Annotated in this window: 18 protein-coding genes; 10 read left to right on the top strand and 8 right to left on the bottom strand. The window is 51.0% G+C overall.

All coding sequences use genetic code 11. The annotated features are described in order from the left end of the window. The first annotated feature begins 4 nt into the window (after positions 1-4). The 3 genes from IAD09_08985 to IAD09_08995 are packed head-to-tail and all read left to right on the top strand — an operon-like array spanning position 5 to position 3,400. Complete coding sequence (locus IAD09_08985) at positions 5-1,318, top strand: aspartate kinase (GenBank protein ID HIT82354.1); 1,314 nt, start codon at positions 5-7, stop codon at positions 1,316-1,318. Positions 1,319-1,376: 58 nt separating this feature from the next. Next, positions 1,377-2,531, top strand: a complete 1,155-nt coding sequence (gene lysA, locus IAD09_08990) for a diaminopimelate decarboxylase (GenBank protein HIT82355.1) — start codon at positions 1,377-1,379, stop codon at positions 2,529-2,531. Between the two features lie 20 nt (positions 2,532-2,551). Beyond that, positions 2,552-3,400: a hypothetical protein gene (locus tag IAD09_08995; protein HIT82356.1), complete on the top strand. Its 849-nt coding sequence runs from the start codon at positions 2,552-2,554 to the stop codon at positions 3,398-3,400. Between the two features lie 73 nt (positions 3,401-3,473). Here IAD09_08995 and pelA read toward each other — a convergent pair whose 3' ends face one another. The 7 genes from pelA to IAD09_09030 all read right to left on the bottom strand — a co-directional run bounded on the left by pelA (position 3,474) and on the right by IAD09_09030 (position 15,572). Beyond that, positions 3,474-4,568, bottom strand: a complete 1,095-nt coding sequence (pelA, locus tag IAD09_09000; protein HIT82357.1) for a pectate lyase — start codon at positions 4,566-4,568, stop codon at positions 3,474-3,476. Between the two features lie 44 nt (positions 4,569-4,612). Next, positions 4,613-6,301, bottom strand: a complete 1,689-nt coding sequence (locus IAD09_09005) for a polysaccharide lyase (GenBank protein ID HIT82358.1) — start codon at positions 6,299-6,301, stop codon at positions 4,613-4,615. A gap of 44 nt (positions 6,302-6,345) precedes the next feature. Further along, a complete protein-coding gene (locus IAD09_09010; protein HIT82359.1) occupies positions 6,346-9,072 on the bottom strand; it encodes a glycoside hydrolase family 78 protein in 2,727 nt (908 codons plus the stop codon). A gap of 61 nt (positions 9,073-9,133) precedes the next feature. Then, complete coding sequence (locus IAD09_09015) at positions 9,134-10,585, bottom strand: glycoside hydrolase family 140 protein (GenBank protein ID HIT82360.1); 1,452 nt, start codon at positions 10,583-10,585, stop codon at positions 9,134-9,136. Positions 10,586-10,591: 6 nt separating this feature from the next. Then, on the bottom strand, positions 10,592-13,918 hold the full coding sequence (locus IAD09_09020) for an exo-alpha-sialidase (protein HIT82361.1): 3,327 nt from the start codon (positions 13,916-13,918) through the stop codon (positions 10,592-10,594). Positions 13,919-14,173: 255 nt separating this feature from the next. After that, positions 14,174-15,025, bottom strand: coding sequence for a deoxyribonuclease IV (gene nfo, locus IAD09_09025; protein HIT82362.1), 852 nt, complete (start codon positions 15,023-15,025; stop codon positions 14,174-14,176). 121 nt (positions 15,026-15,146) lie between these two features. Beyond that, entirely contained in the window at positions 15,147-15,572 is a 426-nt protein-coding gene (locus IAD09_09030; GenBank protein ID HIT82363.1) for a hypothetical protein, read from the bottom strand. A gap of 261 nt (positions 15,573-15,833) precedes the next feature. On the opposite strand from IAD09_09030, the gene IAD09_09035 reads away from it, so the two are divergent. Together IAD09_09035 and IAD09_09040 are read left to right on the top strand one after the other, a co-directional pair. Then, positions 15,834-17,009 carry an iron-containing alcohol dehydrogenase gene (locus IAD09_09035; protein ID HIT82364.1) on the top strand — a complete coding sequence of 392 codons (1,176 nt, stop codon included), beginning with the start codon at positions 15,834-15,836 and terminating at the stop codon, positions 17,007-17,009. A 23-nt stretch (positions 17,010-17,032) separates the two neighbouring features. After that, positions 17,033-17,776, top strand: coding sequence for an RNA methyltransferase (locus tag IAD09_09040; GenBank protein ID HIT82365.1), 744 nt, complete (start codon positions 17,033-17,035; stop codon positions 17,774-17,776). A 76-nt stretch (positions 17,777-17,852) separates the two neighbouring features. Here IAD09_09040 and mazG read toward each other — a convergent pair whose 3' ends face one another. Continuing rightward, on the bottom strand, positions 17,853-18,647 hold the full coding sequence (gene mazG / locus IAD09_09045) for a nucleoside triphosphate pyrophosphohydrolase (protein HIT82366.1): 795 nt from the start codon (positions 18,645-18,647) through the stop codon (positions 17,853-17,855). 161 nt (positions 18,648-18,808) lie between these two features. Between mazG and IAD09_09050 the strand changes: the two genes are divergently transcribed. The 5 genes from IAD09_09050 (at position 18,809) to lepA (ending at position 25,016) form a co-directional block, all read left to right on the top strand. Next, positions 18,809-19,849 (top strand): DHH family phosphoesterase, encoded by a 1,041-nt coding sequence (locus IAD09_09050; protein ID HIT82367.1) that lies wholly within the window; start codon positions 18,809-18,811, stop codon positions 19,847-19,849. A gap of 95 nt (positions 19,850-19,944) precedes the next feature. Further along, complete coding sequence (locus tag IAD09_09055; GenBank protein HIT82368.1) at positions 19,945-20,454, top strand: DUF4827 domain-containing protein; 510 nt, start codon at positions 19,945-19,947, stop codon at positions 20,452-20,454. Positions 20,455-20,464: 10 nt separating this feature from the next. Beyond that, positions 20,465-21,853 carry a phosphoglucosamine mutase gene (glmM, locus tag IAD09_09060; protein ID HIT82369.1) on the top strand — a complete coding sequence of 463 codons (1,389 nt, stop codon included), beginning with the start codon at positions 20,465-20,467 and terminating at the stop codon, positions 21,851-21,853. A gap of 68 nt (positions 21,854-21,921) precedes the next feature. Further along, on the top strand, positions 21,922-23,118 hold the full coding sequence (locus IAD09_09065) for a mechanosensitive ion channel family protein (protein ID HIT82370.1): 1,197 nt from the start codon (positions 21,922-21,924) through the stop codon (positions 23,116-23,118). 110 nt (positions 23,119-23,228) lie between these two features. Then, positions 23,229-25,016, top strand: a complete 1,788-nt coding sequence (gene lepA, locus IAD09_09070; GenBank protein HIT82371.1) for an elongation factor 4 — start codon at positions 23,229-23,231, stop codon at positions 25,014-25,016. Positions 25,017-25,031 lie beyond the last annotated feature (15 nt).

Here is a 25,031-nt window from a genome sequence, read left to right on the forward strand (position 1 = left end):
AGAAATGAAAGTATTAAAATTTGGTGGAACATCTGTCGGCTCGGCACAACGCATGAAAAATGTCGCCGGATTGATTTGCGACGGCAGTCAGAAAATCGTTGTCCTTTCGGCCATGTCGGGAACGACCAATACCTTGGTCGAAATCTCGGATTACCTCTATAAAAAGAATCCCGATGGAGCCAACGAAGTCATTAATGCCCTCGAACGCAAGTATCAACAGGTTATCGACGAACTTTTTGAGACCGAGACATACAAGCAACAGGCTCTCGATGCAATAAAGACCAATTTCGACACGATGCGTTCGTTCACCAAAGACCTCTTTACCATGTTCGAGGAGAAGGTGATTTTGGCACAAGGTGAATTGATGTCGACGATGATGATGAACCTCTATCTCAATGAGACGGGGGTGAAATCGGTTTTAATACCCGCTCTCGATTATATGCGTATCGACAAAAACGGAGAACCCGACCCCGCATATATAAAGAGCAATCTCGAAAAACGCTTGGCCGAGTGTCCCGATGCACCCATCTACATCACACAGGGATTTATCTGCCGCAATGCTTACGGTGAAATCGACAACCTGCAACGCGGAGGCAGCGACTATTCGGCTTCGCTGGTAGGTGCGGCCATACAAGCCGAAGAGATACAAATCTGGACCGACATCGACGGTATGCACAACAACGACCCTCGTTTTGTCGAAGGCACCAAACCCGTGCGCACGCTCAATTTCGAAGAAGCCGCCGAGTTGGCCTATTTCGGCGCGAAAATCCTGCACCCGACCTGCATACTCCCGGCCAAGCTCAATCGCATTCCCGTGCGACTGCTCAACACGATGGAGCCCGATGCCCCCGGTACGATGATTTGCGGCGCTTCCGAAACCGGAAAGATAAAAGCCGTTGCCGCCAAAGACGGAATCACGGCCATCAAAATCAAATCGGGACGAATGCTTTTGGCCTATGGTTTCCTGCGCAAGGTATTTGAGATTTTCGAAAGTTACCAGACCGCCATCGACATGGTGACGACTTCGGAAGTAGGTGTGTCGGTAACCATCGACAATACCAAGCACCTGACCGAAATACTCGACGATTTGAAAAAATTCGGTACGGTGACCGTCGACGAAAACATGGTTATCATTTGTGTCGTCGGGGATTTGGAATGGAAAAATATCGGTTTTGAGTCGAATGCCATGCAGGCGATGAAAGACATACCTGTGCGCATGGTTTCGTACGGTGGAAGCAACTACAACATCTCTTTCCTGGTGAAAGCCGAAGACAAGAAACGCGCCTTGCAGGCACTCAGTCACAGTTTATTTGAATAACCAATCATAAATGAGACGGCGGACTACTATAATCCGCCTTTCTTATCTAAAAAAGCCTATGAATTTTCCGATTGAAAAATTCAACACCTTGGAGACCCCTTTCTATTATTATGATACCGAGTTGTTGCGTCAGACATTACAAGTTATCAAACACGAAGCGAGCCGCTATCCGCAATATCATGTGCACTATGCGGTCAAAGCCAATGCCAACAGCCGTTTGCTTTCGATTATCCGTGAAAACGGATTGGGAGCCGACTGCGTTAGCGGCGGGGAGATAAAAGCCGCTTTGAAAGCCGGATTTCCGGCCGACAAGATTGTCTTTGCCGGCGTGGGCAAGGCCGACTGGGAAATAAAACTGGGACTCGAAGCCGGCATTTGCTGCTTCAACGTCGAGTCCTTGCCCGAGCTGGAAAACATCGACTGCCTGGCCGGAGAGATGGGTAAAACGGCTTCGGTGGCTCTGCGCATCAATCCCGATGTCGATGCCCACACGCACCACTATATCACGACGGGGCTGAGCGAGAACAAGTTTGGTATCAGCCTCGAACATCTCGAAATGGCTCTCGACCGCTTGGCTACCCTGTCTCATGTCAAGCTCTTGGGGCTGCATTTCCACATCGGGTCGCAGATTCTCGACATGGACTCGTTCAAGATGCTTTGCAATCGTATCAACGAGATTCAGGAAACGCTCTACCGTCGCATGATCATTGTCGATGTCATCAATGTGGGCGGCGGCTTGGGAATCGATTACCAATCGCCCGACAAACAACCGATACCCGATTTCGGCGCTTATTTTTCGGTCTTCCACAAGCACCTCAAATTACGCCCTAAACAGCATCTCTTCTTTGAATTGGGCCGTTCGGTGGTAGGTCAGTGCGGAACGCTGATAACACGCACGCTGTATGTGAAAGAAGGCGTGCAGAAAAAGTTTGTCATTGTCGATGCCGGTATGACCGACCTTATACGTCCGGCACTTTATCAGGCATATCACAGTATCGAAAACATCTCGTCACATTTGCCCGAGCAACAGTATGATGTGGTAGGACCTATCTGTGAGTCGTCCGACTGTTTCGGCAAAGTGGTCACTTTGCCCGAGACCTCGCGGGGCGATTTGATTGCCATTCGGTCGGCCGGTGCCTATGGCGAAATCATGGCCTCGCAATATAATTGTCGGGCATTGCCGGGCTGCTGCTATTCCGATGACTTGATTTAATCCGAAAAACTTACTTAGCTATGAGAAAGAAATTGTCGTTTCTTGCCCTTCTGATATTTTCGATGGGTATGGGACTTTCGGCACAGGAGAATATTTTTGTGTTGAAAGACAGTTACATCTATCCCAAGAAAAAGTTTATCGACTCTTTGGCTGTGGCCGAGGCTGTCGTGAAGCCTTATGAGACCTTTGCCACTTCCACCGCAACCATTCGCAGCGGACGAGACAAGAACTACCAGGTGCGTCTCTCAAAATTTGCGGGAGGCACCTATCCCGGCGATTTTCAGGCCATACAGATATTCCTGGGAAACAAATGCCTGCTCGAAGTGACCAATGCCGATGGGTGGACCTCGCTGCCCCCGAATGTTCCCTCGAACAACAACTACTATTTTACGGTGAATATTTCGCCCTATTCAACGGCACTCTTTTTCTTCTCGCAAGCCAAAGACAATTTTCCGCCCGACTTGACCATCGTGGTCATAAAGACAGGGAAAGCTCATTTGGTATATCACCGTCCTTGCGTGTTGCAGTCTATTTCCAAGAACTCATATTCGGTGCGTCTCGAACTGGACGACCGTTATCCGATGTATGTCGTTCCCGGCGCTATGAGCAGCGAAGTGACCACAGAGCCCGAGGAGCCTGTTGTTGAGGAACAACAAGCCGAACCGCAGGAGCAGCCCAAGAAGAAAAGAAAATGGCGCCGTCGCGACAAGCAAGAGGTAGAGCCGGTTGCTGTTCCGCAGCCCGACACGGTAAAAGTCGTTGAAACGCCTGCCCCGGTAGTAAAGAAAGAGGAGCCGAAACCCGTACAGCCCAAACGCTACTTGATATGGAATGAGAGCGATGTGCTGAAAATCAAAGAACTGTATTGATCTTTTGATGGGATATAAAGAAGAGGCGGTCAAACTGTTTTGACCGCCTCTTTTGGTATGGAGAGGAGTGAGGTTATTTTCCGATTTTCTTTATCCACTCGGCATATTTTTCAAGAACTTCATTCCCTTCGTCGTTGTACCAGGAATAACCACCACGGCGTTCTTCACCTACTTCGGCCAGTGTGGCACGCTTTATGCCGTCGCGGTCGCAGAAGAACGGTTGCTCGGTTTCGAGGTCATAGAAACGGGCCCAAAGCGGTTTGGCACCTTTTTCGTATTCGATATAGGCTACCCATTTGTCGTTTTCGTCGCGATAACGCACATACTTGGTATCGGTGATTTTGTGCTCCTCAAACCATTTTACGGCACCTTTTACGGCCGCAATCACTTCGGGTGAAGGGTTTTCGACCTTCATCAGCAACAACACGATGTCGGCCGATTCGTCGCCGCTGTAAGATTCCAGTTCATACGCTCTTGCTTTGGCCGGTTTCAGTGTCTCGGGATCGTGTTGGGCGCACCATACGGTGAGCTCGCCTTTTTTATTGCGTATCTGGGTGTCGAGGATACATTGTATGCCTTTTTTATAGGCTTCGAGGGCTTTGGCCTTTTCTTCGGGCGTGAAGTTGAAAATCACATAGGGCTTATCGTCATCGCTGATGGCGTAGAGCAATTTTAGTACGTTCACAATCGCTCCGTCGTTGAACGTGATGTCGCGTGAATAAGCCACAGATTTCCCTTTGCGATAAGGGTAGAATTGGGGCCAGCCACCGTTGTCGTATTGGGAAATGTAGATGTAATTGAGGGCTTTGAAGAAGGCATCGCGGTAGATTTGTTCGTGCGTCTGCGCATACATGTTGGTGAGAAAACGCATTTCGGTCGTCGTGGCGTTGTTGTCGATGGTTGTACCTATTCCCGTCTCTTTTATTTTGTCGATGACATCTTGTCGTATTTCGCCATGGAATGCGATGTTTTTGGGGAATCCGCCCAATTCGCTTTGATAGAGCAACAACTTTTCGGCAATGGCTTTGGCTTCGGGGGTGCCGTACCATTCTTTGGGCATCTTGGTGGCAATCTGTTTCCACGGGAGTTTCTGCAATTCTTCCATCGTTTGTGCCGAGACAATCATGGACAAGAAGCAGAAAATCAATCCAAAAATTTTCTTTTTCATCTGATAAATATTTTGATGTTACTGAATGTTTGTGTCTTGTAGTCCTATTTTTGCAATCGACCGGTAAGCGTGTCGCGGTTGTTTTTGAGGTCGGTCCAGTCAACTTTCCGGGTGGGGTCGATGCCGTTGATGTATTTCTCGATGTTGGTATATCCATCGTCGTTGCAATCTCCCGTGGCGTCGGAGGGGTCGTTGGGGTTCAGCCCATACCGTATCTCCCACGCATCGGGCATTCCGTCGTTGTCGCTGTCGATGTATGGCGTACCCTTGTACTCGGGCAGCCCGCCCACCTGTTGCGGGTGGGTGATGATGCCATATTTGTATGAATCGTCGGGCAGTCTCCGTTTGACATAAGGCGTGACGAAGGGGCGTGCCTTTTTGTCGTATATGGCTTGTCCCGTGCGGACCGTGTTGATGATGCGCGTATCGACCGAGTCTCTTCGTGGAAGAGTGGCCCCAACATTTTCCATGACAAACTCATAGGCTTCTTGCGCCGACATGATGGGGTTGTGCGGCGGCATGGCAAAAGGCTCGTCGACGCGTATCGCCTCTTCAAATTTACCGCAGTCACGTTGCCCGTACACTTGCACTCCGCCGTCCCAGTTGTCGGCTGTCACTCGGTCGTTGCCCAGCATGATGTTGCCGTTTACATAGGCTTTCCCGAATGTGTCGGGTTTGTTTTTGTCACGGCTTGATTCGGGTTTGAGAATGCGATATTGTATGGCTTTCCCGTTTTGCAGCGCCGTGACGGGACCGGGCTTGAAGTAGTTGTTGATGATGTTGTATTGCGAGTATTCGTCACCGCCGTCGACAGACCGGTTCCACCAGTTGTAGATAACGCAGTTGACCAAGTTGAAACCGCCGTTCATGCCGATGGAGCAGTTCCGCGATATGTTCGAGGCAAAAAGATTGCGGGCGAAATAACAGTTGTGTCCGCCGATGGTCGCCCCGAAAGCATGGTTATAGGTGTCGAGCGCCTCGGCAAACATCGAATTTTGAATGGTAATGTTCACGGTAGGCAATTTCGTCCCTTTCCCGGTTTCGTCGCGGTTCCATACATGACGGTATATCGACATGACTTCGTCGAGCCCCCAAGAGGTCGATACATGGTCGATGATGATATTGCCCACAGCGTTTCCACCCAAGGCATCGTCACGGTTCCCCACATCGACGGCTCCTCGGCGGAAGCGCATGTGGCGGATTATCACGTCGTGGGTGTCGATGAGGAAGGAGGCGCCGGCCACGCATACCCCATCGCCGGGCGCTGTTTGTCCGGCGATGGTGATATAGGGTGCTTTAATGCTGATGGGTGATTTGAGTTCTATTACACCGGCCACGTTGAAGACCACGATACGGGCGCCGCCTGTCTCGCAGGCTTCGCGCAGAGTGCCCGGCCCACGGTCGGCCAGCGAAGTCACGGTAATGACTTTGCCGCCCCGTCCGCCGGCAGTAAAAGCTCCGCCCCCTTCGGCTCCGGGGAATGCCGGGATTTGGCATTGCGGCAGGTCTTTGGGTTTTGAGGCCCAAGGCCGGTAGACGCGTCCGTATTTCTTCTCTTCCTTTTTGACAATCTTCAATGCCTTTTCCCAAGCTGCATTGTCGAGCTTGTCATAGTAGGCGTTTTCTTGGGCGACACGTTGCTGTATCGAGTCGGGAACCGTTGGGTATTGCGCCTCGATGGGACAGGCGATTGCCAAGAATAATATTCCCGACAGGAGGGTAATTCGTTTCATGGTCAGGGGCGATGTTGATGATTTCGGTATTTTGGATTATTCCTTTATTTGGATATGCTTGTACGATAGTGATATGCTCCCGAACCGATTTGTCGTATTTCCCCGTTGGGAAGGTGTACTTCGGCCGTGGTATTGGGAGGCAGCATGATGTCCCACACGATGTGTGCACGACTCTTTTTCCATCGGCTTTCGACTTGACCGTACGGTGTTTGGTAGGTAACATCGACATGGTCGAGTTGTTTGATGTCGAAACACGGTTTGAAGATGATGTGCTTGAAACCGACCTTATCGGTCGACGGACGTATACCGCCCAACTCTTCGAAGCAGAAGGGGAGGAAGTCGCCCAGGAGCATGACATGGTTGCCGCTGTTCATCCAGGGATTGGCGGTATCACCGTTCCAAAGTTCCCAAATGGTCGTCGCTCCGTTTTCAATCATATATCCGAAACTCGGGTAGGACGTATGCGAGGCCATTTGGTAGGCCAGGTTGCTTTGCCCTATGCGGCACAGTTGGCCGAAAAGCCATTGCATGCCGATGACACCACAACTGATGTGTGCGTTGTGGGTTTCGATGATGGTCGTCGACAAGTTCTTTGCGACGGCTTCGGCGTATGGGGCGGGAATCATGTCGAATGCCAAGGGGAGGAGGTTGGCTGTGACGGTGTTGTTTGCATAGAATGCGACAGAATCTCCTTTGCCGGTTGCCGGTTGTACGGTCAGAAAGATTCTGTTGAAAGCCGCTTTCAGCTTTTCGGCGTCGGCGTCATAACGTTCGGCGTCGGCGCTCATGCCCAGCAAACGGGCAAAGCCGGCCATGATTTTCAGGTCTTTATAGAAATAGGCCGAGGCAATGAGGCGGCCGTCGGTCTTGCGAGCCGGGTCTTGGCTGTGAATCATCTCGGGCGACTCGGGTGGTACGCACCAGTCGCCGTATTTGTCTTTCACGATGAGTCCGGCGCGGTTGGTATATTCCTTGGCCATGTGTTCTATCCAACGCTGCATCGATGAATAGTGCTTGCGTATGGGCTCCATGTTGCCATATTGGGTGTAAATCATCTCGCAGGCAAAAATCAAGGCGCTGGGCCATGTTACGTTGTCGCTGTAATAGTTCCAGAATGCCGGAGCCACATCGGGAATACAACCGTCTTCTCGTTGAGCCTCGCAGATGTCTCGCACCCATTTGGTATAGAGCCGTTCGTTGCCGAAGAGATAACTTTCGCCCCAGCACCCTTTGGTGCGGTCGCCGAGCCACGGTTGCCGTTCGTTGCGTTGCGGGCAGTCGACGGGCATGCCCTTGTAGTTGCCGAGAATACCCCAACGTGCGTTTTTCACGATGGCATTTAGGGTCTTGTCCGACGAGGAGAAGGTCCCGGTTTCTTCCATGTCATCGCTGATGACTTGTGCCGTGAAACATTCGGTGAGCGGGTGGCGGGCTGATAGTTTGGAGGTGCCGGAGAGGTTTTTATATCCCGAGACTTCGACATATCTGAATCCGTGATAAGAGAATATCGGAGCCCATTTTTCGTTCTCGTCTTCTTCTCCGTTGCAAATGTAGGTGTCGGTGCTCAGGGCATCGCGCAGATTCTCGGTGAATAATGATTTCCCGTCTTTGTTGAGCCGTTCGGCATATTGCAGGAAAATGCTGTCACCGGCTTGCCCTTGTACTTTCATTTCGACCCACCCGGCCATGTTCTGACCGAAATCGAGAATGAACCCTTTTTCGGTTTCGATAACCGATACCGGTTTTATTTCCTGCCATATTTTCATACCCGGCATCATGGCTCCACGCAGCGTGCCGGTAGGAATGCTCACTCGCTGTGCCGGTATCCAGGTAGAGTCATTGTAACCGGGTTGTGTCCATGCGCCCAATTCTTTGCGGGCATCGTATATTTCGCCGTCGTATTCGTTGTTGCTGCGTATGGGACCGTCGGGCGTGAGTTTCCATCGCGTGTCGCTGGCTATCGTTTCCCGGCTGCCGTCGACATATTCGATGACGAGGTTCAGTCGCAATTTGGGATAACCGAAGTTGGCGATTTTATAGGGCTTGTAATTTTGGCACATGGTGTAATAGCGCCCGTTGCCAAGTACCACACCGATGGCGTTTTGGCTTTGTATCAGTGACGTGACATCGTAAGTGTTGTAGAGAATGGTCTTGCGATAATCTGTCGGAGCCGGAGTCAGCACTTCATTCCCGACCTTCTGCCCATTGATATAGAACTCATACAATCCCAGTCCGGCGATGAAGGCCGTGGCGCGTTTTATGGGTTTGTCGGTCGTGAATTCGGTGCGAAGATAGCGTGCCGACAAACGGCTGTGCATCTCTTCTCTGTCCCACGGCATGGCTTGGTCGAGACCAATCCATTGCCCTTTCCAGCGGTTTTCCGAAAGCAGTCCCGTTGAGAACTTGGCGATGGGGCTCCACGATGTCTGGCATTCTTTCTCTTTCCCGTATGAAGCCGTTATCTGCACTTTCCAATAGGCATGCCGATTGCTTCCCAAGGGCATGCCCCGGTATGCGACCCACAGGGAACTATCGCTGGTCACGATGCCTGAATCCCACAAGTCGCATTTCCCGTCAGCCAATTTGCTGCTGTCGCTTGCGACCATGATGCGGTAGGTGCGTTGCATGACGTTCGATTCGTCCGATTGCAGTTGCCAACTGAATCGTGGTGTTTCCGTATCGAGCCCCAAAGGATTGTGTAGGGCTTCGGTGCGCAGGTCGGCAAGAGATACGGGTTCTTGTGTGGGTTGTGCGTGTAGCGGCAGGGGCATTGAAAGCAGTAGGCCGACGGCCGCAATTAAAAGAGAATGTGTTTTCATGGCATTTGTGTTTTTATAAGTCTTTTCTGAATTGGGCATCGGGCAGAGATGTCCATTCGGGTAATACATATTTTGTCGAGGCGTCGGTAACGATTAGTACCCAGTCGTTGACTCCGTCGGTGCGAATGTCGGGGATAAAACGGGTTGTCCGGTTGGCAAATTCTCCGATGTAGCTCAGCTGTCCGTTACAGGGATTATACCACCAGGCTCTTTTTTGTTTGCCTTTGATTTTTCTCAGGTCGATTTCCATCGGTTCGCCCAGGTAGGAGTAGACCAGCAGATAGCTGTTTCCGCGAGTGGCTGCAACTCTATGGTATTTCGTCCCGTTTTCACCGACGATGATACTTTGGTCGGGAATGCGCTCGAAGAAAGGAAAGGTCAGCATCAGGTTCTTGACATATTTCATTTGATTGAATCCCGGGTCTTTGAGCGCTTCATACCAAGGTGTGCAGGCACCGTATGCTCCGCCTACGCCGGGACGATAGAATTGCATGATGGCATTGTTCCCGTAGGTGTGCCCGAATGCTCCGGCAAATATCGACCAGTAGGCATAGCGGCGACAGTCGTAGTCTTGCCACAGGGGTTCGCCGGGATCATGCAACCCTTGCGGAATCCTTTCGTAAGAAGGCTCTCCGTCGATAACCGGCTTCATGGGTGTGATGGCCAAGGAGCGTTCGACATAACGCCAGTTGTCTTCTTCGGTATCTTCGGGAATCGGATAGTTCTTGTCATCGCCTCTTTGGTTGTAGCGACGGTGGCCGCTTTGGAACATATTGAAGTCGAGCCACTCGGCGTCGTTGTAGAAGTCGGTCGACAAGGTCCTTCCTCTCGGGTGGAATGTCATGAGGTGGTTGGGGTCATGGGCCTTTATGCTGCGAGCCAAGGCGTGCCACACTTCGGCTTTGATGTCGCATTGAATGTCTCCGCCGATTATCCAAATGATGTTGGGAGCATCTTTGTAACGTTCACCCAGGAACTTGCCGTAGGCTTGGGCTTCTTCCACGCTCATCAGTCCCGATTTTACCAGTCCGCCCCAGATGCATACCATGCCGATGTAGATGCCGTTGCTTTCGGCGGTCTTTATGATATGGTCCATGTGATCCCAATATCCGTAGACGCCTTTCTGGTCGATGTTCTCGAAGTTGAACCCGTCGGGGTGAGACATCTGTCCGTAGGCATTGAATGCCGGTACACCGTTTATGGTTTGCACCTGCACGACATTGAAGCCGGCTTCGCGGCATCGTCCCAAGTAGTACCCGACTTCGTCGCGGTCGAGGCGTTCGGGCATGAGCCAGCCGGTCTCACCTTGCCAAAAGAAAGGTTTACCGTTTTCGTGTTTCAGATAACGGCTCTCTTCCGACACGAGCAGTTTCCCGTTTTTCCAGGGAATATAAGTCGGCGTTTTGGCGGCAAAACTCACCAGCGTGCATGTCGCGGCAAAAAATGTCAAGAGAATTTTTTTCATATCTGTCTATTTTAAAGAGTTTTTAGATTTTGTGAGGCAGGAGAGTGGGCCCAAGGAATCCCTGTGTGCGGCAAGTCGGCCATCGATATAGATGCTCAATCCCTTGCCCTGATGGTAGCGGTTCCCGTGTCTGTCCCACGAAATGGTGAGATTATGGCCTTTGTAACGCACGTTGTCGAGGCAGAAATAGTCCCACGCATTTTCGGGTACGAGCGGATTGATTTCTATCCGTTCGTCGGCGCATGGACGCAAACCGACGAGTCCGGTGATGACCAGGTCGTTTAATGTCGAGTGGTTGTAGTATCGGCTGCGTTCTTGTTCTCCTTTGAGCCAGTAACCGGTGACTTCGTCGAGATACTCTCCGATATAGGGACGGCCGTGGAAATAATGCGATTGTGCATATAATTTGAACTGTTCGAACCACGTCTCCCGGCTTACTGCGCTTTCACCGGGTTGGCTGTTGAGATAATTGGCCAACGCCGTGAGGGTCTGCGACGTGGCAAACGGCCATATCGGGCCATTCCATTCACAACTGGCTTTGAAATAGGCTCTGAATTGCGGGTGCCGCCGCTCTGCTGTCGTGAGGCCAAATGGCGCCGAGAAACCTTCGGGGTCGGTTATTTGCAGCCATGCCGAGTCGTATCGGTTGGGCGAGGGGAGGCCGAAATACCATGGCGTGTATCCGATGGCTTCTCGCACTTGGGCGAGGGTGTCGCCTCGACGTGTTTCAAAGAAGTTGTGACGGGGATTCCATAACAGTGTCTCGACCAACTGCTTCAAGGTATCGGCTTTTTCGGCGTAAAGGGTACTGTCCTGGTCTCCCGTCAGCCGGCACACTTCGGCGATGGCCGAGGCATTCCCGTACATATAGGAGGAGATGGTGGGGCGGGCATACTGTTTCTTGCGCCCTCCGCTGATGCTCTCTTCCATGGCATCTTGCACGTCGCTTTGCCAATAGAGCCCGCTGGGTAGGCGATGGGTGGTTTCCCACCAGGTGTATTCGCTTTTCATGTCGGGCAACAGGCCGGCTATGAACGTGCTGTCGCCGGTTACAAGGAAACTTTGATAGAGGGCGTAAGGTGTCCACGAGCTGAAATTCTTCATGCGTTCCAAGGGTTTCCCGTCATTGCCCCGGTACCAGGTGCGGATTATTTGATGCAGGTAGCAGGTGTCTCTCAACCACCGCGTCTCGTGTATGTGGTGTCCTAAGGCGCTCGATATGAGATTGTAGCGGTCGGCATAGGAGCGGGGAACGAGAAATTCGGTCATGGCATATCCGACAGGGGTCTCCTTGATGTGCTTCCGCAATGTCCACCAACGGTAATAATATATCTCTTCGATGTTTGCATCGGGACATTCAAACAGCGGGATATTCTCTTCGAGCCATTCGGCCGACCGGCTGTTGGGTATGGCCTGCACGATGTTTTCGTCTTCCATGCGGTTGAACCGTTCGACATGGTGCCGAAAGTCGTCGAAGTCGAGCAGGCAGGTTGTGCGGTCGCCTTCGGCACAAAGTCGGGCTATGCGGTAAATGGCCGCGGCATTTTCCTTCCCTGCATCATCGAGATCGAAGTCCTGGTCGGCCGGTGTGTCGGGTGTAGGCATGGCGTTTACCGCACCGGTGCGGAATATAATGCGCTCGATGGTCGAAACCGGAGCAAAAAACATGCGGGTCGTTTTTTTCTTGCCATTGATTGACACGGTGTAGTTGCGATTCTCGACCGAGAGCGACACCTCAACATGATACACTTGTCCCGGCTCGTATTTCCCCATTTGGGAATATCGTGCACCCCCTTTGGCCCGGAGGATACTGTCGGTGAGCTCGATTCGGGCGCATGGTGTGCCTTTGGCATCGGCGAAGTCGATTTGCAGGTTCCCGTGACCCGTTTGTTCGGCCATGAGGTCAAACGCGACTTTCAGGGTGTGGCTTTCGGGCACTTTCCTTTCGGCCAACGCATAGGAAAACGGGTCTCTGTCGGTAAGCGTGAGCCATTGCCGGCCGGCTTTGTTTTCGAGTGCGACAGGGGTGCAAATGCCTGTGTAGAGGTTCCATTCGCGCAAATCCGACATGCGGGTGGCTGAGCTTATATCGTCTTGCACATACTTGGTCACCTCTTCCCGCACAGGTACAGGAATGTGGGTAATCCACATATCTTCTTTCCCCACGCTGTATGAGACCCAAAGGTCGCCGTCGGGAGGGGTGCCGTTGCCGGGTAATATGCCGCGGGCGTATTGGGGACCGAAACTTTTGTAATTACCTCCATACCGTATTGGGGGAACGATGCCGTGTATAAGATTCAGGGTCGTGTATTCGAGCCCGTCGCTGCTTAGCGAGATAGCCAGCGGCCAGCGGTATTCGGCCGGATTATATACGGTTGCATAACTTCCGTCGCTGAGCCGTTGACCCCATATCTTGGCATTGCTGTTTACAAACCCCGAGGCACGCATGACCGGTTGTTGCCAAGTCTCGCCGCCGTCGTCACTGATGGAGGTGAGGGCGTGTTTCCATAATCCCACGATGCGGTTGTCGGGCAGGTAGTAGTAGCAGAAAGCCTTGTATGGATTTTTCAACGGGAGCATGGGGTCATTGCGGTCGGCCTCTTCGACCATTTGCATGCGATAGAGCGGATTGTCCATCATCTCCCGACAAGCCTTTACAAAACCTTTGTCGCGTGAACGGGTGTAGAACGGGTAATCGCTATTCTTCTCGTTGAAGTCGTGATTGTAGTAAACGAAATAGATGGGGCCGAACGTCCCGTCTCGCTTTATCTCACGCACGACGCGGCCTATGCCGTTGCCGTCGTTCGGATCGTCTTTGGGGTCAAGGGCGATGCCATAGTTGCCGGTGGCAAGCAACCGGCCGTTTGAGGCGACAAAGAATCCTACGCGCTGGTGCATGATGGCCGTCAGATGGTGCGCTTTGCCGGGACGTCCCGCCTTGGTAAAGCCTTCGGGAACTTTGTAGGTGGGGAAGAGGACGACGGGGGCTTCCCATGTATAACCGTCTTTCGATGTCATCAGCATGGTGCGCGACGGGGGAATGTGCTCATCGGTGCTGTCGCACAGGAAATGTACGTAGAAGCGTCCGTTCCAATAACACATCATCGGTTGATGGTTGTAGGTCCACCCGTAGTTGTAGGCCGCCGTTACGCTGTCGCGGTTGGCACGCAGAAGCTGTATGTTGTGCACACCGACTGCCGGCGAAAGTTGCCCGTCGTGGAAATAGGGGTTTGACCGCACGTCACCGGTGTAGTGTACTTGGTCCTGCGACGACTGTGCCCATACGCACCCCAACGACATTCCCAGAAAAAAGATGAGTAAAGCGTGTTTCATGATATATCTTGGCAAGGTAAAGATATTCAGAAAATCGCTATCTCGCCAACATTGAAATGTAAAAATTTCCGGGTTTTTATTTTTTTATTAATTAAGTGGAATTTCTGCCCGCCGTCTGGTCAAAAAGTGAAACTCATTGATATTATTTGCTTTTGTAAGGACAATCCGAGACAAAAAATCCCCGACGAAATTTCTTTCGAGGGGGATTATGGGGAGTGGGACGATGAGTCGAGGGGAGAATTTGCAGTTGTGAACTCAACGGGTCGCCGGAACCATCTTTTTGAGCAAGGCGATTTCGTCGGGCCAGCGGCTTTCGTCGGGCGTTTCGAGAATGAGCGGGATATTGTCGAATCGGGGGTCGGCCATGATTCGTTCAAACAAGCCGATGCCCAAAGTGCCTTCGCCCAACACTTCGTGACGGTCAACGTGGGAATCGAGTCCTTTTTTGGAATCGTTGATATGCATGCCGCGGAGGTAATGTAAGCCTACGATGGCATCGAGAGCGGCGAAGGTCTTTTCAAAACCTTCGGCCGTGATGAGGTCATATCCACCGGCCAAGGCATGACAGGTGTCGATGCAGATGCCCACGCGGCTTTTGTCTTCGACCTTGTCGATGATATGGGCGAGGTGCTCAAAGCGGAAACCCACGTTCGAACCCTGCCCGGCCGTGTTCTCAATAACCGCCGTTACTCCTTTGGTCTTGTCGAGAGCCCGGTTTATCGATTCGGCAATGCGGTCGAGACAGGCTTCGACACTTATCTCTTTGAGATGTGAACCCGGGTGGAAGTTGAGCCGATCGAGCCCCAGTTGTTCGCAACGTTGCATCTCATCGAGAAACGCAGCCCGCGATTTTTCGAGACCTTCGCTTTGCGGGTGACCCAGATTGATGAGATAACTGTCGTGCGGGAGAATCTGTTGCGGAGTGTAGCCATAGGCTTGGCATCTTTTCTTAAAGAGGACGATGCTTTTCTCCGACAGCGGGGGGGCAACCCATTGCCGTTGGTTCTTGGTAAAAAGAGCAAATGCGGTTGCTCCTATGAGGTGCGCGTTTTCGGGGGCATTCTCTACGCCTCCCGACGCGCTGACGTGTGCGCCGATGTATTTCATGTCGGGGTGGTTTACGATTTATGATTCATACTTGGACAAAGGTAAGAAATAAAATGCGAAAGGCGGATTGTTATCTTACCGAAATTGTGGATTCCACATGTGACTTGCCGACCGACACTTCCTATTCGGCATGCCGGTTTTTCCACCAAAAGAAAACAAATCGTGCACCGGTAAGGATAAGAGCCAGGGAGAGCCCCGTGTAAAATACGGCGATGAATATGTCGGGAAGCAAGGAGCGTTGGCGAATGACAATACCCATCGTCATCATGGCGGTCATGATAATCCAGCCTTTGACATCAAAAAAGGCAAACGGACAATTCTTCTCTTTTTTCTGGCGAATGCGTCGGGTATGTTTCAGGTACAGTCGGTTGAAGATAAATGCGAAAAACACGATAAAGACAGCCGTGGCCTCCAATATTTTATATACCCAGTAATGGGTGGTCCCGAGCCAACAGCCGATGCCGATGCGTAAAATGTTCGCTCCGGCAATGAGCCAAACCAGGCCGGCTGTGATGAGAAGCGTGTTCCGTGAAACTCCGAATGTCATTTGATAGGATTTCTTTTGAAATAAGACGAAACAAAGATACACATTCATTTGCCTGTGCCCATACCTTTCTCGTATATTTGTGGAATCAAGGTACGCCCCGACAGCGTCCGGTCGAAAACTTTCTCTCCTTCTTTGTCTCTGCATTTGACTTTTCGTATATTTGCCTGTGATAGAAAGAGCCTTGGCAAAGGTCTCGAATGAGTCCGACGGTTTGCTTTCGGCTTTATCATTATGTTTGAACCGATTAAATGCAATGTTCATATGAATAACTTTACTTTTCACGCTCCCACCGAATTCGTTTTCGGGAAAGATGTCGAAAACAAGACGGGCGTTTTATGCCAAAAATATGGCGCTACCAAGGTCCTGATCGTCTATGGCGGAGGCTCGGTGGTGCGAAGCGGCCTGTTGCAACGGGTGAAGCAAGTGTTAGATGATGCGCGAATCCCTTTTGCCGAGTTGGGAGGCATTCAACCCAATCCGACCGACCCGAAGGTGTATGAAGGCATAGAAATCTGCCGCAGAGAATCGGTCGATATGTTGTTGGCCGTGGGCGGAGGTTCGGTTATCGACACGGCAAAGGCTATTGCGGCAGGAGTCCCGTATGCCGGAGATTTTTGGGGTTTCTTTGTCGGAAAAGCTGTCGTGAAGGAAGCTCTGAAAGTAGGGGTTGTCCTGACTATACCGGCTGCCGGCAGTGAAGGCTCGGGAAATAGTGTAATCACCAAACTCGATGGCCTGCAAAAATTGAGCTTGCGCACCCCCGACGCCTTGCGCCCCGTGTTTGCCATTATGAATCCCGAACTCACCTACACGTTGCCCCCTTATCAGACGGCATGCGGCGTTGTGGATATGATGGCACACATCATGGAGCGATATTTTTCCAATACCACGGGAGTGGAGATTACCGACCGGCTGTGCGAAGGGGCTCTGAAAGCCATCATCGAGGTGGCTCCGCATGTGATGGAAAATCCGACCGATTACGATGCGCGAGCCAATCTCATGTGGTGCGGCACGATTGCCCACAATGGCATCTGCGGTGTGGGACGCGAAGAAGACTGGGCGTCACATTTCATGGAACATGAGATAAGCGCGGTTTACAATGTGACACACGGTGCCGGACTGGCCGTTGTCTTCCCGGCCTGGCTGACATTCATGGCCGAGCATCACCCCGGGAAAGTTGGCCAGTTTGCCGAGCGGGTTTGGAATATCACGCCGGCCGGTACGCCGCGTGAGACCGCCCTTGAAGGAATCGCCTGCCTTAAAAATTTCTTCGCCTCGATAGGCATGCCCACATCTTTTGCCCAACTCGGCATCGAGCACCCCGATATAGATTTGCTGGTGGAAAAACTCCATCACAACAAAGGCGAGCTTGTCGGGGCATATTACAAACTCTCCCCCGACGATAGCCGCCGCATCTACGAAATAGCTTGCCGCTAATCTCACAAACAAGAGTCTTCCCGATGTTGAGTAAAAACAAAATAAAATTTATTCAGTCTCTCGACCGCAAGAAAGTCCGTACCGAATGCGGCTGCTTCTTGGCCGAAGGGAATAAATTGGTCGAAGATACACTCCCGGCGTTCACTTGCCGGCTATTGGTCGCCACTGCCGAGTGGTTACAACAGCACCCCGGTGTGCGAGCTGGTGAGATACTTGAATGCAGTCCCGACGAGATTGCCCGGGCTTCATTGATGCGCTCGCCGCAAGATGTGTTGGCTGTGTATGAGATGCCTCGTCATGATTTGCAGGCCGACGTGTTGTCACGACAGTTGGTATTGGCTCTTGATACCGTGCAAGACCCGGGCAACTTGGGAACGATTGTACGCATTGCCGACTGGTATGGCATAGAGGATATTCTCTGTTCGCCGCTCTGTGCCGACCTGTATAATCCCAAGGTGGTGCAGGCTACCATGGGAGCATTGGCTCGTGTGAGGGTGCATTATGTCGACCTTGTTGAGTTCCTGCCCCGAATCGGGACACCTATATACGGGACATTCCTTGATGGACAAAATATTTATGGACAATCGCTTACCCCGACAGGCATTATCGTGATGGGAAACGAGGGGAACGGCATCTCACCGGAGGTGAGGAAGCTGGTGACGCATTCCCTGTTTCTTCCCAGTTATCCCCCGGAACGGATTACCTCGGAATCGCTCAATGTCGCAATAGCCACAGCCGTAGTGTGTGCCGAGTTCCGCCGTCGGTGATTCTTGCCCTTATATGAATTGAGCCGGAAGGAACAATCTCTTCCGGCTCAATTCATTTCGTCATTTATGATGGTTATTAAAGACCTTTCTCTTTGGCTTCGTCCCACAAGTGGTCCATTTCGTCGAGGGTCATTTCTTTCAAGTTGCGGCCTTGTTCCTTGGCTGCCGCCTCGACGTAATTGAATCGACGGATAAATTTCTGATTTGTCCGTTCAAGAGCATTTTCGGGATTGATTTTATAGAGCCGGGCGGCATTGATGAGACTGAACAGCAAATCGCCGAACTCCGCTTCTCTTTCGCCTTCGTCACTGTCTTTTGCGGCGGCTTCAAATTCGGCAATTTCCTCGCGCACCTTCTCCCACACATCTTCACGCACCTCCCAGTCGAAGCCTACGTTACGGGCTTTCTCTTGTATGCGGCATGCCTTGATGAGTGCCGGCAACGCCGTAGGTACTCCGGCGAGAACGGTCTTGTTGCCCCCTTTCTCTTTCAGTTTGAGGGCTTCCCAGTTCTGCTCTACCTGTCCCGAGGTAGAAACCTGGGCCGTCCCGAAGACATGCGGGTGGCGATAGATGAGTTTTTCACACAGCGCGTCGCACACGTCGGCGATGTCGTAGAGATTTTTCTCTTCACCTATTTTGGCATAAAATGCGATGTGCAGAAGCACGTCGCCCAACTCTTTTTTTATCGACACCGGGTCGTTGTTGGTGATGGCTTCGCATAGTTCATAGGTCTCTTCGATGGTGTTGGCCCGCAACGATTCGTTGGTCTGCTTGCGGTCCCACGGGCATTTCAGACGCAATTCATCGAGAACATCGAGGAAGCGGCCGAATGCTGCGCATTTTTCTTCTTTGCTATGTTGTGTAGGCATGGAATGGAGTATAAGAAACAGATACAAAGGTAGGAATTTCTTGCCGATGAGCCAACGCACAATGATTAATAGATAAAAAATGACATCATCAATTTCTAAAACCGTCGATTTTCTCAAATAATATCCGTATTTTTGCAAACTTACAAACCGTATGTGCCTTTATGATTCCCAAAATATTGACAAAAACCGAAGCCGATGCCATCAGTCGCTGCATCGATGAGGCAAAACGTATCGTCATCGTTTGCCATGTTGCTCCCGATGGTGATGCCATAGGCTCTTCCTTGGCGTTGTGGCATACATTGACCGATTTAGGGAAAGATGCCTATGTCATTGTGCCCGATGCCTATCCGGCCAGTATGCGCTTTTTGAAGGGGTGCAAGGAAATCCTTGTATATACCCGTTACACCGAGTTCGCGCAGCGGCTCATGGCGAGTGCCGATTTGATTTTCTGTCTCGACTTCAACGAGCCGAAGCGGGTCGATTTGATGGAACCTTCATTGACGGCCTCTCCGGCAAAGAAAATATTGATAGACCATCACTTGGACCCCGTCCCGTTTTGTGACATTACCGTTTCACACCCCGAGATTTCGTCGAGTTGTGAAGTGTTGTTCCGGGTCATTTGCAGTTTGGGCCTGTTTGAGCAGATGAGCCTCGATGCGGCATCGGCCATCTACACCGGCATGATGACCGACACGGGAAATTTTACTTATAATTCGAATTATCCCGAAATATACATAACCATCGCCGAGTTGATAAAAAAAGGTATCGACAAAGATTGGATATATGGTCGCATACACAATACCAACAGCGAGAACAAACTCCGTCTTAACGGATATGCCCTTTCTCAAAAAATGGAGGTTTTCCCCGAGCAAAAGGCCGCCGTCATTACGCTCTCGCAGGAAGAGCTCAACCGGTATAGTTACCAGAAAGGTGATACCGAGGGCCTTGTGAACGTGCCGCTCTCGATGGAACACATTCTCTTCTCGGCGTTCTTGCGTGAAGAATCGAACCTGATAAAAATATCGTTGCGTTCCAAAGGTTCGTTCCCGGCCAATAAAATCGCGTCGGATTACTTCAACGGTGGTGGCCACTTGAATGCTGCCGGAGGTGAGTTTTATGGAACCTTGCAGGAAGCACATGACATGATGCTCAAAATATTACCGGTTATCGGAGAATTAGCGACACAATCTCAAAATCAATAATAAATCCTATGAATAGAAACTTTTTCACTTTGACTGCCCTCTTCTTTTCGTTGTGCGCCTTAGTCGCTTGTAACGATAGTAAAACTTATATTGAATTGCGTGAAGAAGAAGACAATGCCATCGAAAAATATCTTACAAGCGACGGACGTTGGGTTGCCGACATTCCTGCCGATAGAAACTTCCTGACCGCCGAGAATAACGAGAATCCCCCTTACTATAAGTTGCCCGATGATGTGTATATGCAGATTCTCTCCATCGGTTATCTCGACTCGACCAAACAATTTTTCGTGGCCGACGACAAGGTCTATTTCCGATATACACGCATGAGTCTCACCGATTGGGCCGATGGCATCGTTTCCACTTCGGGTAACATGAATGATGCCAGCGGTAGCAGCGACCAGTACTATTTTACCTACACCACGCAGGAAGGCTCCAATTATTCGATGTATTTCGAGTACGGATTGGGCATAGAGTATCCATTGAAGTATGTCGGCAATGGCGCTTTGCTTCGCTTGGTTGTCCCGTCGAAGATGGGATTTTCGAGTGAAATATCCAACGTCATTCCCTATTTATACACCATTAAGTACAACCTCAGAGAAAATTGATGCAACGCCTATGTCATTGATAAAATCTATTTCAGGAATCCGGGGAACCATCGGCGGCGTAGCCGGTGACGGATTGAATCCTCTCGATATTGTCAAATTTACGGCAGCCTATGCCACGTTCATTGCCCGCACGACAAAATTGCCGGTGCGTAGAATTGTCGTGGGCCGTGATGCCCGGGTATCGGGAGAAATGGTCGCCCATTGTGTGGTGGGTACTTTGGTGGGAATGGGTTTCGATGTCGTGGACTTGGGCCTTGCGACGACCCCCACAACCGAGCTTGCTGTCGTGTGGGAGGAGGCTTGTGGCGGCATTATCCTCACGGCAAGTCATAATCCCAAGCAATGGAATGCCTTGAAACTGCTCAATGAACGGGGCGAATTTCTCAATGCCGAAGAAGGCAACGAAGTGCTGCGAATTGCAGAAGCCGAGGATTTTGTCTTTGCGGACATAGAAAACTTGGGACATATAAAAGTAGATAATACGTCGATAAAGAGGCATATAGACAGTGTATTATCTCTCGATCTGGTCGATGTGGAGGCTATTAAGAATGCCCGTTTTTCAGTCGCTGTCGATTGTGTCAACTCTGTGGGAGGCATAGCCATACCGGCACTGCTCGAAGCTTTGGGGGTGCAGAAAATTACTCGACTTAATTGTCAGCCCGACGGACTTTTCCCACACAATCCCGAACCTCTTCCGCAGCACCTTACAGAAATATCGGACTTGATGAAGACGGGTGTCGCTGATGTCGGTTTCGTTGTCGACCCCGATGTCGACCGCTTGGCCATCATTTGTGAAAACGGAGATATGTTCGGCGAAGAGTACACGCTTGTGGCCGTTGCCGATTATGTGTTGCGCCATACGCCCGGTAACACGGTGTCGAACCTCAGTTCTTCGCGGGCCCTTCGCGATGTGACGCTTGCACTTGGCGGACAGTACCGTGCAGCTGCCGTGGGAGAAGTGAATGTCGTAGCAAAAATGAAGGAGACCGCTGCCGTCATCGGAGGTGAGGGTAATGGCGGTGTCATCTATCCTGCCTGTCACTATGGCCGCGATGCGTTGGTGGGGATTGCCCTTTTCTTGACACACTTGGCCAAAGAAAAGAAAACCGTGAGTCAGTTGCGGGCCACCTATCCTTCATACGCCATGACCAAACAACGCATCGACCTCACACCCGCCATCGATGTAGATGCGTTGCTTTGTGCCGTGAAAGAAAAATATTCTTGTTATGAAGTTACTGATATTGATGGGGTGAAAATCGATTTCCCCGACGGTTGGGTACATCTGCGCAAGTCAAATACCGAACCGATCATCCGGGTATATGCCGAAGCGGCAACAACCGGGCAAGCCGAAGAAAAAGCCGCTGCCGTCATGGCCGTCATCAACGATATGATAAAGTAATTCACGAGAATATCACACACCGTAATATACCATCTGAAAATAGCTGATACGCTCGTTATTCAATATTTATGGACTGGCTTCAACGTGAAATCGAACAACTCCTTTTAAAGCTCGACTGGGGGCCAACCGCTGTGGAGTGGGGGGCGCGCATCGTTTGGCTTGTCATTATTTTTGTCATATCCATTCTGTTGGCAAAAATATTCCGACATTTCTTTATTCCGCTTTTGCAGCAATTGAGCCGTCGCACCAAAATGCAGTGGGACGACCACCTCTTCAAAGATGAAGTCATGCACAAGGCCGCCCGCCTTATACCTCCGGTCGTGTGGTATCTGCTCCTGCCGATTGCTTTGGGAAGCCAGCCCCACCTCCTTGATATTTGCCTGCGGATTACCCAGATATATCTCATCGTCGTTTCAATGATGCTCATCAATGCCGTCATGGATACGCTATACAACATCTCCATCATGAACGAGACTTTGCGTACCCGACCATTGAAAGGCGTCTATCAGATGGTGATTCTCATATCGGGTTGCATCGGTGTGATACTTATCATCAGTGTGCTCCTTGGCAAGAATGCCGCCACGATACTGGCCGGCTTGGGAGCTTCCGCTGCAATCCTCATGTTGATATTCAAAGACAGCATTTTGGGACTGGTGGCAGGCGTTCAACTCTCAGCCAATGACATGTTGCGTCCCGGTGACTGGATAACGATGGACAAGTATGGCGCCGACGGATATGTTACCGAAGTTACCCTCACGACGGTGAAGATACAGAACTTCGACAAAACCATCACGACCATACCGCCCTATGCGCTGGTCAGCGACTCGTTTCAGAACTGGCGCAGCATGTTCGACTGTGGAGGACGACGCATCAAACGCTCTTTGCTCATCGATGCCCATACGGTGCGTTTCTGTACGCCCGAAGAGTGCCTCCGCTACAAAGAGCAACATTTGATTTCGGACGAAGACGGCAAGGAGGATCGCCTGGTCAATTTGCAAGTGTATCGGAAGTATGTGATGAATTACCTCAAAAATTCGCCCTACGTTCATTGCGATTTTTTGCAGATGGTGCGCATGCTGCAACCTACGGCCGAAGGGATTCCCATCGAGGTCTATTGTTTTACCAAGGAGACCAACTGGGTAAGTTATGAGACCCACCAAGGCGAAATATTCGACCATCTTTTGGCTGTTTTGCCCGAGTTCGGTTTGCGCCTATTCCAGCGGCCTTCGGGTCTTGACCTGCAAGATTTGAGACCCGGCAAATGATAAAGGGGGACACAACGGGCACAGCGGCGATTCCGATGTGTATCTGCCCGCCTTTTTTATTTCGCCATTTTATCGTATCTTTGTCCTGAAATCATCTTGAACACAAGAGAATGAAAAATATCCGCAATTTTTGCATCATAGCTCACATCGACCACGGTAAAAGTACCTTGGCCGACCGTCTGTTGGAATATACCCACACCATTGCTCCCAAGGACTTGCAAGACCAAGTGCTCGACAATATGGATCTCGAAAGGGAGAGGGGCATCACAATCAAGAGTCATGCCATACAGATGGAGTATAAATACAAGGGAGAGAATTATATCCTGAACCTGATTGATACTCCGGGGCATGTCGATTTTTCTTATGAAGTATCTCGCTCGATAGCAGCCTGCGAAGGGGCCTTGCTCATTGTCGATGCTTCCCAGGGCATACAGGCACAGACCATCTCGAATCTTTACATGGCCATAGAGAACGACCTCGAAATCATTCCGGTCATGAACAAAATCGACCTCGACAGTGCCATGCCCGATGAAGTCGAAGACCAGATCGTAGAGCTCCTGGGTTGCAAACGCGAAGAGATTCTGCGGGCCAGCGGCAAAACCGGTCAGGGCGTGGAGGAGATACTCAATGCCATTGTCGAACGCGTGCCGGCTCCCGAAGGAGATCCCGAGGCTCCGTTGCAATGCTTGATATTCGACTCGGTGTTTAATTCCTTCCGTGGCATTATAGCCTACTTCAAGATTGTGAACGGGGTGATTCACACCGGCGACAAAGTGAAGTTCGTCGCTACCGGGAAAGAGTATGAAGCCGATGAGGTCGGGGTGTTGAAACTCGACATGTCGCCGCGTAATGAACTGCGGACGGGAGACGTGGGATATATCATTTCGGGCATCAAGACCTCTCGTGAGGTGAAAGTCGGTGACACGATTACTCACATCGACCGCCCCTGTTCCGAAGCCATCGATGGTTTCGAAGAGGTGAAACCCATGGTTTTTGCAGGGGTTTATCCTATTGAGAGTGAGGATTTTGAAGATTTGCGTTCGTCCCTCGAAAAATTGCAGCTCAATGACGCTTCCCTCACGTTTCAGCCCGAGTCTTCGGTCGCACTCGGTTTCGGGTTCCGATGCGGATTCTTGGGGCTGCTGCACATGGAAATCATACAAGAACGTCTCGACCGGGAGTTTGACATGGACGTCATTACAACCGTACCCAATGTTTCGTATAAGGTCTATGACAAGAAGGGCAACATGATAGAGGTGCACAATCCTTCGGGACTTCCCGATGTGACGCTGATCGACCATATCGAAGAACCCTATATCCGGGCTTCGGTCATAACAGCGTCTGATTACATCGGCCCCATCATGACGCTTTGTCTCGGTAAACGGGGAGAATTGATAAAACAGGAATACATCTCGGGCAACCGGGTGGAACTGATATATGACCTGCCGCTGGGAGAGATTGTCATCGACTTCTATGATAAACTCAAAAGCATTTCCAAAGGTTACGCTTCGTTCGATTATCATTTACACGATTTCCGACCTTCCAAACTGGTCAAACTCGATATACTCCTCAACGGAGAATCGGTCGATGCCCTGTCGACCCTGACCCATGCCGACAATGCCGTGAGCTTCGGTCGCCGCATGTGCGAGAAACTCAAAGAACTGATACCCCGTCAGCAATTCGACATTGCCATACAAGCCGCCATCGGAGCCAAGATTATAGCCCGGGAAACGGTAAAAGCCGTGCGTAAAGATGTGACGGCCAAGTGTTATGGAGGTGACATAAGCCGTAAACGCAAATTGCTCGAAAAACAGAAAAAAGGAAAGAAGCGCATGAAGCAGATTGGTACGGTCGAAGTGCCTCAAAAGGCTTTCCTGGCCGTGTTGAAACTGGATTGATTCCGGCTTGTCTGC

It is taken from the genome of Candidatus Caccoplasma merdavium, assembly GCA_018715595.1.
Classification (GTDB): domain Bacteria; phylum Bacteroidota; class Bacteroidia; order Bacteroidales; family UBA11471; genus Caccoplasma; species Caccoplasma merdavium.